At 28.6% G+C, this 12,705-nt stretch carries 9 protein-coding genes and 3 riboswitches; all 9 genes read right to left on the bottom strand.

Annotation, left to right across the window (positions count from 1 at the left end):
• Positions 1 to 16: 16 nt before the first annotated feature.
• Positions 17 to 100, bottom strand: a riboswitch (cyclic di-GMP riboswitch).
• Between the two features lie 9 nt (positions 101 to 109).
• Positions 110 to 4,495, bottom strand: coding sequence for a MucBP domain-containing protein (locus P4S50_RS03700; protein ID WP_277733183.1), 4,386 nt, complete (start codon positions 4,493 to 4,495; stop codon positions 110 to 112).
• A gap of 418 nt (positions 4,496 to 4,913) precedes the next feature.
• Positions 4,914 to 5,705 (bottom strand): transglutaminase-like domain-containing protein, encoded by a 792-nt coding sequence (locus P4S50_RS03695; RefSeq protein WP_277733182.1) that lies wholly within the window; start codon positions 5,703 to 5,705, stop codon positions 4,914 to 4,916.
• 14 nt (positions 5,706 to 5,719) lie between these two features.
• Positions 5,720 to 5,804, bottom strand: a riboswitch (cyclic di-GMP riboswitch).
• Positions 5,805 to 5,833: 29 nt separating this feature from the next.
• Positions 5,834 to 5,918: riboswitch (cyclic di-GMP riboswitch) on the bottom strand.
• Between the two features lie 54 nt (positions 5,919 to 5,972).
• Positions 5,973 to 7,733 (bottom strand): sensor histidine kinase, encoded by a 1,761-nt coding sequence (locus tag P4S50_RS03690; protein WP_277733180.1) that lies wholly within the window; start codon positions 7,731 to 7,733, stop codon positions 5,973 to 5,975.
• Entirely contained in the window at positions 7,733 to 8,407 is a 675-nt protein-coding gene (locus tag P4S50_RS03685; RefSeq protein ID WP_277733179.1) for a response regulator, read from the bottom strand. Before P4S50_RS03685 ends, P4S50_RS03690 begins: the two co-directional genes overlap by 1 nt.
• Positions 8,408 to 8,626: 219 nt before the next feature.
• Positions 8,627 to 9,691 (bottom strand): hypothetical protein, encoded by a 1,065-nt coding sequence (locus P4S50_RS03680; RefSeq protein WP_277733178.1) that lies wholly within the window; start codon positions 9,689 to 9,691, stop codon positions 8,627 to 8,629.
• A gap of 18 nt (positions 9,692 to 9,709) precedes the next feature.
• Positions 9,710 to 10,525 carry a 4Fe-4S binding protein gene (locus P4S50_RS03675; RefSeq protein ID WP_277733177.1) on the bottom strand — a complete coding sequence of 272 codons (816 nt, stop codon included), beginning with the start codon at positions 10,523 to 10,525 and terminating at the stop codon, positions 9,710 to 9,712.
• 1 nt (position 10,526) lies between these two features.
• Positions 10,527 to 10,661 carry a CD1871A family CXXC motif-containing protein gene (locus tag P4S50_RS03670; protein WP_277733176.1) on the bottom strand — a complete coding sequence of 45 codons (135 nt, stop codon included), beginning with the start codon at positions 10,659 to 10,661 and terminating at the stop codon, positions 10,527 to 10,529.
• A 9-nt stretch (positions 10,662 to 10,670) separates the two neighbouring features.
• Positions 10,671 to 11,201 (bottom strand): TlpA family protein disulfide reductase, encoded by a 531-nt coding sequence (locus P4S50_RS03665; RefSeq protein WP_277733175.1) that lies wholly within the window; start codon positions 11,199 to 11,201, stop codon positions 10,671 to 10,673.
• Between the two features lie 157 nt (positions 11,202 to 11,358).
• Positions 11,359 to 12,606 carry a glycoside hydrolase family 5 protein gene (locus tag P4S50_RS03660; protein WP_277733174.1) on the bottom strand — a complete coding sequence of 416 codons (1,248 nt, stop codon included), beginning with the start codon at positions 12,604 to 12,606 and terminating at the stop codon, positions 11,359 to 11,361.
• Positions 12,607 to 12,705 lie beyond the last annotated feature (99 nt).

Raw genomic sequence — 12,705 nt, 5'->3', positions numbered from 1 at the left:
CCTCCTGATTTCAAAAAATCAGAAAGATCGGTTGCACTACTGACTCCATGTATTTTAAGTGCCCAAATACAAAATACACTTCCTAGCCTTCTTTCTGTGAATATTATTATTAACTATTTTTTCTTCTTCTTAAAATTAATGTTCCTCCCAAAAGCATGATCAAGGTTCCCATTACATAATTCGAATAAGGTACTTTTTCACCTGTTTTTGGTAAAAGTTTTGGCTTTCCTTGCGGTATCTCTTCATCTGGAATTTCTACCTCAATTTCCGGCTTTCCTTGTGGTATCTCTTGATCTGGAATTTCCACCTCAACTTCTGGTTTTCCTTGTGGTATTTCTTGATCTGGAATCTCTACCTCAATTTCCGGTTTTCCTTGTGGTATTTCTTCATCTGGAATTTCCACCTCAACTTCTGGTTTTCCTTGTGGTATTTCTTCATCTGGAATTTCTACTTTCTCTTCTTTTGGTTTTCTCTTTCTCTTTTTACTTGGTCTTTCTTCTGTCTTTTCTATTTCTTTTTCATAATAATATATTACTTCTATTGTTCCTTCTATATATTGTCCCTGTGTATTTGATGACTTTTGTATCATCTTATATCCATCTATTTGCTTTTCTTGCGTTGAATAATCTTCTCCTACTTCATCCTTTAACGAATCTTCTGCTGCTAATTCTTTGTTTGTATTTTTTTCTAAGTATTTTACTATGACTTCTCCCATTTTCTTTTCTGGTTCAATTGGCTTTTCTGTTTCTTTTTCATAATAATATATTACTTCTATTTTGCCTTCTATATATTTACCTTGTGCATTTGATGGTTTTTCTAGAATCTTATATCCATCTATTTGCTTTTCTTGTGTTATATAATCTTTTCCTACTTCATCCTTTAGTAGATCTTCTGTATCTAATTCTTTGTTTGTATTCTTTTCTAAGTATCTTACTACAACTTCTCCTATTTTCTTTTCTGGTTCAATTGGTTTATCAGGATTAGTGTTTATATAATAGTAAATTACTTCTATAGTTCCCTCTATATATTTACCATCTTTATTTTCAGGAACTATCACTTTAAAGTCTTTATATTTTTCTTCTGTTAAAGGATTGGTAGTATATTCTGTCCCAACTTCTTTCTCTCCTAAATCTTCAAACTTTAGTAGTTTTTCACCCCATTTATGGAATACAACCACGTTTCCTTTTTTTATTATCTCAGGATTTTTTTCGTAATAATACGTTACAACAGTTTTTCCCTCTACATATTGCCCCTCTTCTAATCCATCTAGACTAACGAATTTATAGCCTGCTATTTCTTTCTTGTCTGTTTTATAGCTTTCTCCTACTGCTTTTGTAGTTTCTTCCTTTAGCAATAGTTCATTACCTGTTCCTTTTTCTAAATATCTTACTTCTAATCTTCCTTCATTGTGTTTATATCCAAAGTTCACATCTGTTAGTTTTTGATTCTTACTAAGACTTACAGAAGAAATTTGATCTAAACTTCCATCATATTCATATGTTTGTTTGTAATTATTTAACGATTCATCTTCTATTTGAACTTTATAGTTGCCTGATTTTAGATTTTCAAATTTATATTCTCCATTAATATTTGTATTTGTTTCTATCGGAGTCCCACTATTATCTAAAACAGAAGCTCCATTATTGTCTAAAAGTTTTACCTTTATATTTAAAATTCCGTTTTCATCTAAATCTACTTTTCCATTTTCATTTAAATCTTCCCAAACTAATCCTTCTACGCTACTACTTACAACCTTTATCTTTACATCGTTTGATTCAACCATTGCATCAATATCACTTACTCTACCTGTAAAGTTGTTTGTATAAATATCTTCAGCCTTGTTTTCTTTTGGTTCTAACACAAGTTTTATTTCTCTAGTAGGTTGATTCTTTGGAAAATCTGGTACTAAAATTTTAATTGCAGTTACATTTTTAGGATCTATTGACCCTATCGAACTCCATGTAATACCCCCAATTTTAGGGTCTCTATTTATGCTTTCAGGAGTTGCATCTGTAACTAAGAATGTTTCACCATGTTTTCCATAAATACTCTTTAAAGTGTAATACCCATTAAAACCTGTATTTGGACTTCTTCCATCACCATTATATGGAAGTATGTCTATAAACTCAAAATTGTTTAATGTTTTATCCGTTAATTGGAAATAGTTTAATGTATAAGCTAAATCTTCTTCAATCTCAACTTTTTCTTTATCTACTGTTTTATATACTCCCCAAGCTGTGTCATTAGTTACAGTAACAGTTTTTTGAGAGGTTCTAACAGCTTCTCTACTAATATCTGTAGGTGTCTTTATAATCACCTTATCATTCAAGCTTGTTAAGTTCTTTGCATCTATACCAACCTTTACATCAAATGTTATATCTTCCATTGCTTCATTTATTAATTGATCTCCTAAACTCCATTTTAAAGTAGTGGTTCCATCTGAATTATGTGTAATTTTTGGTTCAAGATAAGAAGATCCTCTTTTTGCAGAGTTTGTAACATATATTAGATCTTCCGGAAGTATATCTATTATCTCTACATTTTCTGCAGTTCCATAAGTTCCTGGAGGATCTGCTGTAAGAGTAGATTTTATAGTATACTTAACAGTATCTCCAGCTTTAACAGTATCTTTATCTGAATTCACTTCTATACGAGCTTCTGCTCCTGTAATAGTAACTCGATCTGATCTATATCCATAATTTGTATCATTTATAGCATCATATGATGAATGCTTCCATTCCCCATTATTCAATTCACTAGACTTATAAGATAAAAAGTTTGGAATGATTGTTCCTATAGGTTTCTCTTTTGTCTTCATATATATTTTTAAACTCATATCACTTTTAGGTGGAATATTTTTTCCATCCTTCATTCTTATACGTATCTTTGATATAGAGCCTCCTGGTACATCATTCATATTTTTATACCATCCATCATTGGAATCTACAGCATTTCTTTGTTCTTGCCAATTACTGTATTCTCCAGTTCCATATTCAACTATTATATCCTCATTATTGATATTTGAACTACTCTGAATACTATGTGCAACACCCGCAGATTCTATTAACTCAACTAAATTAGGATCAAATTTATTTACAACTACAGTATCTCCAATTGGTTCAAAACCATTATTATACATCCTCACAACTGTTCTAAATTCCGCACCTGATACAAGAACACCATTTCTATCCCAAATATCATCTTCAGCAGGAAGGTGGTTCCCTTTTATATCAATATAATATTCATCAATACTTAGCTCACCTTTTCCTTTTGGTTTTCTAATTTTTCTAGTATCTTTATTATTTTCAAGAGGTTCAATCCCCTCTCTAAAATTCGATTGCCCGCTTGTTGAGTTTGGATCAAAATTCTTGTAAGAAACTTCAACCTCTGTTTCTCCAACAGGTATCTGATCTGCAGGTATCCAAAGGGCTAAATATCCAGAAACAACATACTTATCTTCTAGTGATATTATATCTCCATTTAAATACTTGATAGGAGTATGATTCCCACTCAAATCAGCACCAGATATTGTTATTTCAACATCTCCTCCTGCCTCTGATTGCGTTGCAGTAAAGTTGCCTGAATCAGTTACAGATTTTTCTCCTCCACCCTTGCCATCAGGTGCTAAAGAACTTGCTTGTACTCCTCCCCAAGCTCCACTTTCAGCTACAGGTTTTTTATTTAAAAAATTATAAAGTATAGGACTAAGACCCAATTCTCTAAACTTTGATAAATCCACATCAAAGTTTAAGTCCTCCGTTACATTTTCACTACCTTTACCATTCTTTATTAGAACTTCTATTGTTGAAGATAATAAAACTCCTAATTCACCAGATGGTCCTACTACAGTTTCTGTTCTGTAACAATCTATCCCTAAATCTAGTTTCGGAGAAGCAGAAACTGTTATCTCCTTACCAATATCCTTGGTACTAGTAGATACACGTGCTGAATTATCTGATGAAAAAGTTACATCTAAGTTGAACTTTTCTTCATTTTTAGCCGTCCCTAGAATTTTAGCTGCAGGAGAAAAACCATATGCATTTCCTCCGTCTTTATCTCCTAGCTTGTACTCAAGTTTTCTTCCGTCATCGGTTATACTAAGCCCTGAATATAAATTGACTAAGTTGGAATCCCAAACTGCAATTGGTTTTCCACTTGCATCTGCACTTAATGTAGCTGTTAAAACAGCATTCTTAGCAACAGATCCTGCTGGATTTATTCCATAATCAATTGTATACGCTACTGTATCTAGCGTTCTTACATAATTATCATCTTTACTATAGTCATCTCCTGGATAAAATCCCGGTCCAGATTTATTCGTTGTGTTAAATGGTTCTGTTCCTGTGACTACTTCTTTAATCACAACAGATAATCCACTAGGATCTTGAATAGGATCTTCAGCAAATGCTTCATTAGTAAAATACGGTACAAATAATTGTACAATTAACGTAAATAACATTAATATAGATGTCCTTTGCTTACTAAACCATTTCATAATAAAATCCCCCTTTCATAATATTTTTTGGAACAAAAAAACTGTTCTACAACAAAACTACCTCAATAAAACATAGGTATTTTTGTCGCAGAACAGTTAAAGCTTAAACAATAATAGACTGTTGTCTTTAATTGCTTCCACGATATTATTCATTTTTTGTTCCATATGATTTAAATTCAGAAGCTATTTTCATTTCTTCCAAACCTTGTTTAAATCATTTATAATTAGATAATACGAAAAATTCAAATAACTGTCAAGTATTTTTTGGTTTATCATGTCGATTTATCTTGATTTTTATCAAAGTATAATATCTTTTATAAAAATCCATATCATACCTTCATCAAGTTTTACTAGACTAATTTACTTAAAAATAAAAAAAGAAGCTGTTCAGTTGAACGCTTCTTTTTATATATAATATTTAATATACTTTTTCAATTTTATATTGACTTGAATCCTTAATTATTTTTGTTTCTAAATTTCCTGAATATAAAGTTGCATCATAGCTACAATCTGCTGTTATCCACTTATTGTTTACATACACTTCATTCCATGCATGATATACAGAAATATCATTTTTATATCCTTTTACTAATTTAGTGGGTACATCTACACTTCTAAGCATTACTGCAAATAAAGAAGCATAATCATAGCAAATTCCTTTTTTACTTTGTAGAATATCATCTACATTTGGTAAATACTTTTTATCTAAAGATGAATATTTTTCTGAATCATATTGTACATTTTTTACTATATAATCATGAATTATACGAACTTTTTCTTCATCATCATTTATTCCTTCAGTAAGTTTCTTTGCTAATTCTACTGCTGCGTTGTTATCATCCCAAGAAATTACTTGATTACTATTTAAATAAACTTCCTTTTCATTTTTTATGTTTACTTCAAAACTTTCTTTGTTTTTTACAACATATTGTTTTCCTTCTTTTTGTTCACAAATAGCAACTGTATATTTTCCATTTCCCATTTGTAGCGGAAAATTTTCATCTGATGTTAATAAGTCATAATAATAGTTTTGTCCATTATGACTAATCATAATTTTTGTTTTTACATTTTTATTTAATTCATACTTCACTTCAATCATCCCTTGATTAACATTAGATAAATCAAATGGACTGTTATCCGCGAAGATAGCGTTTTCTTTTGTAAAGAATATAGCAATTATAGATACTATCAAAAGTAGTCTTTTCAACATAAAAAACCTCTCCTTTAGGTAACTGGCTGCCATCTCATTTCTGAGGAAGGCCCTTTAGCTTTGCGTCCTTATCTTTCAACAAGTTTGCCATTTCGAGAAAAGTTTTATTGAAAATAATAAAAGTTTCCTTTGGTAACTGGCTGCCTTTTCATTCCTGAGGAAGGCCCTCTAGTTTTGCGTCCTTGTCTTTCAACAAGTTTGCCATTATCAGTAAAACTTTCTCTTAATCATTATATTTATTTTTCTTAATTATATCACATAATACATCTATTTAAAAGGTGATTTTTGTAATGTAAAATAGAATGATACTCCGTCATCAGTGTTTTTTACTCCGTATTCACTCTCATGAAGTTCTAATATATTTTTTATAATTGACAATCCTAATCCAGTACCTCCCGATTGTCTATGTCTAGATTCTTCAACTCTATAAAATCTATCCCATATTTTATCAATTTTTTCTTTAGGTATATTTTCACCACTGTTTTCAATATGAATACATATTCTCATATCCTGTGCTCTTATACCTATATTTATACTTCCTAAAATTTCTGTATGTCGTATTGCATTGCTGAAAAAATTTACAATAACTTGCTCTATTTTTCTCTTATCACAATAAACTAATATATTTTTTTCTTCTATATCCAATTTAATGTTTATCTTTTTATCTTGTATATGATATTTAAATTTATCTATAACTTCATAAATCAACTTATCTATTATAAACTCTTCTTTATTTAGTTTATATGATTTAGATTCTAATTTAGAAAGTTCTAACATGTCTAATACTAAATCATTCATTTTTTCTGTTTCATCTATTATAACATCTAAATAATGTTCTTTTTTATTTTCATAAATACCATCTTTAATTCCTTCAGCGAAGCCTTTAATTATTCCAAGAGGAGTCTTTAATTCATGTGATGCACTTGATATAAACTCCTTTCTCATTTTTTCTAACTTTTTCTCTTTTTCAATATCTTCTTCTAATTTTTTGTTAGCACCTTTCAATTCATTCAAAGTACTATTTAAATTTTTCGATAGTGAATTTAAACTGTTTGCTAAACTCCCAATTTCATCCTTAGAGTTTATATCGCAATAAGATGAAAAATCTAAATTTGCCATTTTTACAGCAGATTTATTAATCTTAACCAAAGGAGCTGATATCATTTTTGAATATACAAATGCTAAGATTAATATAAATAATAATGCTGCTATAAAAACATAAACATAATATTCCTTCATAATAATCATCGCTTCATCTATTTGCTGTAAAGATGAAATAACAAAAATCATTTCCTCAGTATCTCCATTTCTAATAACAGGTTTTACAAAAACTATATTTTCCATTCCACTAAAAGCATCTGTATAACTATAATTGATTACTTCTCCATCTAATTCAAAATTAGCCTCTTTATTGTCCCAAAAAAATTCATTAGCTAAATCTACAAACATGTAATCATCATAAACCTGTAGATTATCCATATTTGAAGGAATATTTATTTTTTCCACTTTTCCATTTATAATTTGTGTAGTTTTATTTATATCAGATTCATATCCCCAAAAGAAAGTTCCATCGATTTCCATACTCAAAGGAACCAATATACTTTCTTCCTCATTTAAATATGCACCTTCAAAACTTATATTTTCTCCAACCTCAATATTTAAGCTTTCAACTTGATATATATCTATAAAATTATTCAGAAGAACTTTTGTATTTTTCCCCGTTGAATCTGTTATAATCACATCAAAATCATCAGTATATTTTATTAATCCATCTTTATCTAGTATTGCAATTAATGCATTATTTTCATCTGAAAAAATATTTAATTTTTTATGTATATTTTTTTTATTATTAATAGTCAAATATTCATTTGTAAATTTTTCTATATTATTTTCTAATGTATCAATCTTTCTATCTCTATAAAAATCTTCAAAAAACACTGTTTGTAATATCATGTTAACTATTAAAAAAAACATAAAAAATACTGTAGTAACAATAAATAATTTAAAAGTTATTCCTTTATATTTCATTAATCCACCTCAAATATATATCCAGCTCTTATAATAGTACGAATATAGCTAGATTTATCTTTTAATTTTTTCCTAAGTTTTTTTATATGAGTATCTACAGTTCTAAGTTCTCCAAAATAATCATATCCCCAAACTTTATTAAGAATATTTTCTCTTGATAAAACTATTCCTTTATTTTCAATCATATAAATGAGTAAATCATATTCTTTTGGAGCTAAATCCATGATTTCACTATCTATTTTAACACTACGAGACAGTTTATTAATTTCTATGCAGCCAATATTTAATATACTAGTTTCTGATACAGTTCCCTGTGCTCTTTTTAATAACATTTTAGCTCTAGCAACTAAAACCTTTGGGCTAAATGGCTTAGTTACATAATCATCAGCTCCAAGCTCAAATCCCATTAATTTATCATCTTCTTCACTTCTAGCTGTTAACATTATAATTGGTACATCAGAAACATTTCTTATCCTTTTACAAACTGACCATCCATCTAGTTTTGGTATCATAATATCTAGTATTATCAAATCTATTTTATTTTCTTCAAAAACGACCATGGCGTCTCTTCCATTTTCCACCTCATATATATTAAATCCCTCAAATTTAAAATAATCACTAACTATTTCCCTTATTCTATCCTCATCTTCAACTAATAAAACATTTTTTTGCACTTTTCTTTTCACCCCACTCATAATCTAAAAAACTCTGTACTTACTTATTATACCTTAAGTAAGCACAGAGAGTTTTTTATCTTTCAAAAAAGTTATATACTTTTTAAAATATGCATGCTATTGATAACAAATCTACAGTATCAACTATTTTTAAGCAACGGAGTCCGTAGGACTCGTTGGCGACATGAGCTATGCGGAGCATAAAGCGAATTTTTATAATTATAAGCTTTTTCTAATTTCTTCTCTTATCTTTACAAGCTCAGGAAAATCATAGAAAAACAATATTTTCTTTTTAGCTATGCTATTTCCTTTAGGTTTTTCTGATACAACAAACTCTTTGAAAGACTCTGCTATATCCTCTTCCGGATTAGTAGCTGCATATTCTGAAACAAATCTACTTTTATATTTATCATAGAATTCAATAAGAGCTTCTTCATTTTCTTCATCTTCACTATATGTTTTAAATTCTTCAAAAATGTCAGCCCAGAACTTTTTATAAAATAAATTCAAGTAAGAATCCTTTTTAGTAGTTCCTTCATCTGTAATATAATTTACGCTTTTTATTTCTTTAGGTATAACCTGATTATCATTTAAAGTTAGAATATGAGCAAATTCATGAACGATAGTTTCATCTAAATCTTTTCCTATTAATTTTCCTTTTTTATTAAAAGCATCTTCTAAATCTATAGCTAATGTCCATTTCTTATTTTTATTATCAGGTGAATGAACATAAGCCAACATCTCATCTTTTCCATCTGTCATTATCTCAAATTCTGTAATTCTATTAATGTATGATTTTGGTATTATTTTTTTTGATTTATCCCACATCAATTTGTATTTATTCATATCTTCTTTTGATACTTCTTTATTAAATTTAAAGTTTACCTCTCCATTAGTTACTTTATAAGAAGTAATCTTATTTTTATCACTTTCTGAATCGTAAAATTCCTCTGCATTAATTCCAACGTCCTCAAGAATACCATCAAACTCTTCCCAAAGTAAATCTGCCTTTCTATAATTCTTATTTTTTTCATATACTAAAATTTTGGAATATAAGTCCTTTAATTTTTCAACTTGTTTTTCATCAAATTTATCTATCTCGTCTCCCAATAATTCATCAAAACTTAAAAAAGATTCCTCTTCTTCAGAATTTAATTCATCCTTCATTGCACTATCTGCTTTTGCTGCATACTTAGATTCATCAGAAATTCCCTTTGTCAAAGTAATTCCACCTATTATACTTAAAATCAATATTAAAGTTAATATTTTTTTATTAAATTTCATATAACTCACCTCTTTTATTTAAAGTTTAAATTCACTTTTTATAGCACCAGTTGGACATATATTCTTACATTCTCCACACCTAATACATTCAAGGCTATTTGGATTTTTATATATTTCAATATCCATATTACATTTTCTTGAACATTTACCACAGCTTACACATTTTTTATCGTCTATTGAATATCTATAAATACTTATAGGATTAAATATTGCATATATAGCACCTAAAGGACATATTACTTTGCAAAATGGTCTGAATATAGCAATAGACAAGATTATAGTAAATATCAGTATAATCATCTTCCATTTAAACAATATTCCTAAACTTTTTTGAAGTACTGGATTTAATAATACTAGTGGAATTCCACCTTCTAATGTTCCAGCAGGACATATATATTTACAAAATGTAGGATCACCCATCCCCAATTCATTTGTCAATAATATAGGGAGCATTATAACAAATATAACTAATATAAAATATTTTATAAATCTAGTCCATCTTGGCAACTTAAATTTAATAGTTTTTATTTTATATAATAATTCCTGTATAAATCCAAATGGACATAAAAATCCACAAACTAGCCTTCCTATTAATGTGCCTATTAATATTAAAATTCCAAATATATAAAAAGATAAATTATATTTTGAACTTCCCATTACAGCTTGTATAGCTCCTATAGGACAAGATCCTACTGCTCCTGGACAAGAATAACAATTAAGCCCAGGAACACATATTTTTTTAGATGTACCTTTATATATCTTACCTTGTAAAAATCCATTTAAATTAGCATTTGTAATTAAACTACTAATAAGTTGAATCATTTTTCTTTTCATATTAACCTACTCCAATACACTCTAAACATATCTTAACAGCCTTCATTAAAACTTTTATAGCTTCACCTCTACAAACTCCTATTACTGTAAAAATCAATCCTGTAGATAAAAGTCCTACTCTTATATATCTTTTCATTCATATCTCCTAATTTTTATTAGCTAAAATATTCCCTACAATAGTCTTAAGATTTTTAAAGTCAGTACTTCCAGGTATAAAAGTATCTACTACCTCACCTTTTGAATTTACAAATATAGTAGCTGGTGTATAATCAAAATTATTTACTACCTCTTTTTCTAAATTTTCATCTGGAATTATATTAGTATAATTTGCTTTCTGAATATTTAATATTTCTTTTGCAGCTTCTGTTTGTTTATCACTTACTACTCCAATTACTTTAACTTTTTTATCCTTAAATTCATCTTGAAGCTTTTGCAGTTCCGGTATTTCTTCTATACATGGAGGACATTCTGTTCCCCAAATATTTATAACAGTTAAGTCATTGTCTTTAAAAACTTTATTTGTTATTTCATTTCCGTCTAAGTCCTTGGCTAAAAACTTACTTATTACTTTTTTACTTAAAGGATTTTTTTCAACTTCATTATTACTTGTTGATCCACAACCACTTAATCCGCCTATTAATAAAATACATAATGATAACAATATTAATTTTTTCATAAAATCATATCCTCTCTTAATTCATTTTTATTAATTGATACTCAATGTTTATATATACATTATAATTTTTAGATGTGTACTTTCTGTGTACTCTGTGTGAAATCTAAATGAAAAAAGACTTATATGATTCAAATCATATAAGCCTTAAAATTATAATCTAGTTTTTTAATTGTTTTTCAATAACATCCCATATTGTATTTTTCTTTCTACATGATTCTGGAGGATTCTCTCCATTTTCAATTGCCTCCCAGTATCTCCAATCTGGGGCTCCTTTTCCTAATTCGTAATCCATTGCATCCCATTCATCTTCTCTAAATGAATAAAATGCCCAACTCCAATTTTCTTTATTATATACATTTATCATATCTTCAAAATAAGCTTCTATACCATCTGTGTTTCTGTTACAACCAAATTCTCCAACCAAAATTCTATTTTCAGCTATATTATTATTCTTCTGAAATTCTCTAACAGGATCGAAAAATTTATTCATTGTTTTTGAATTCCACTCTTCAAGATTTCCTTCAGTAGTCGGAAGTTTACCTGGATAAGAGTATTTTCCATTATTTAAACTTTTTGTAGTATATCCATAAGGCTCATACATATGAAATGAATATATAGTATTTTCATCATTCTGCTTTTTTAAATATTTAAATGCCCACGGAGTTGCATAAAGCCCACTATCTAAAACTATTGGTGTATCCTTATCTACTTTTCTGATTTCTTCTGTCACTTCTGAATAAAGTAAATTTAGATCTTGACTAGTATTTTCTATACTTTTATACCACTTATCAAAGTCTAAGTCCCAAAACTCACCTTTGGTAGATAATCTTTCAGGTTGGGGTTCATTAATAATATTATATCCAACTACAGCAGGATGATCTTTTAATACCTTAGCTAAATCTCTCCAAAACTGAGCTGTTTGTTCTATGTACTTCTTATCTTTCCATATTCTTAAATCAATTTTCCCATCATTAAATTGTACATATCTTAATCCCGGAATACTTAATGTTGAAACTATAACTTTCATCCCTGCTTTATCAGCAGCATCTAAATCTTTTAATAATGAATCTACATCTTCTTTTACCAACCCGTTATAATCAGTTACATCCCCAATCAAAAAATCTCTTTTTCCTTTTGTCCATTTTGAAGGTACTAGCCTTACAAACTCTATTCCTTTTTCTTTAGCTATTTCATAATTTTGTGGAATAGGTTTTGTATTAAAAAAATTAGTACCCTTTCTTTGAGTATTCCAAAACTTCATTTTTTCATTTTCTTTACTATTGGTTTGTACATTATTTTTGTTTGATACATATTCATCTTTTATACTAGACGAATGCGACATTAAATATTGAATCGAAATAAGCAGTGCTACACAAACAGCAATAATTAAAATATTTTTTTTCATAGTTCCACCTCCAACGTTAATATATATATTTTTTGTTACATCACTGTTACAAAAAATTCGTTGCTAGCGCATAGCTCATGTAGCCAACGAGTCCTACAG

Origin of the sequence: Tepidibacter hydrothermalis (assembly GCF_029542625.1) — a bacterium.
GTDB classification, from domain to species: domain Bacteria; phylum Bacillota; class Clostridia; order Peptostreptococcales; family Peptostreptococcaceae; genus Tepidibacter_A; species Tepidibacter_A hydrothermalis.
This window is presented reverse-complemented; position numbering and strand designations above follow the sequence as displayed.

Excerpts from the sequence above, each read along its gene's own strand:
- P4S50_RS03660 (WP_277733174.1), bottom strand. The coding sequence starts at position 12,606 with ATGAAAAAAAATATTTTAATTATTGCTGTTTGTGTAGCACTGCTTATT.
- P4S50_RS03695 (WP_277733182.1), bottom strand. The coding sequence starts at position 5,705 with ATGTTGAAAAGACTACTTTTGATAGTATCTATAATTGCTATATTCTTT.
- P4S50_RS03665 (WP_277733175.1), bottom strand. The coding sequence starts at position 11,201 with ATGAAAAAATTAATATTGTTATCATTATGTATTTTATTAATAGGCGGA.
- P4S50_RS03690 (WP_277733180.1), bottom strand. The coding sequence starts at position 7,733 with ATGAAATATAAAGGAATAACTTTTAAATTATTTATTGTTACTACAGTA.
- P4S50_RS03675 (WP_277733177.1), bottom strand. The coding sequence starts at position 10,525 with ATGAAAAGAAAAATGATTCAACTTATTAGTAGTTTAATTACAAATGCT.
- P4S50_RS03700 (WP_277733183.1), bottom strand. The coding sequence starts at position 4,495 with ATGAAATGGTTTAGTAAGCAAAGGACATCTATATTAATGTTATTTACG.
- P4S50_RS03680 (WP_277733178.1), bottom strand. The coding sequence starts at position 9,691 with ATGAAATTTAATAAAAAAATATTAACTTTAATATTGATTTTAAGTATA.
- P4S50_RS03670 (WP_277733176.1), bottom strand. The coding sequence starts at position 10,661 with ATGAAAAGATATATAAGAGTAGGACTTTTATCTACAGGATTGATTTTT.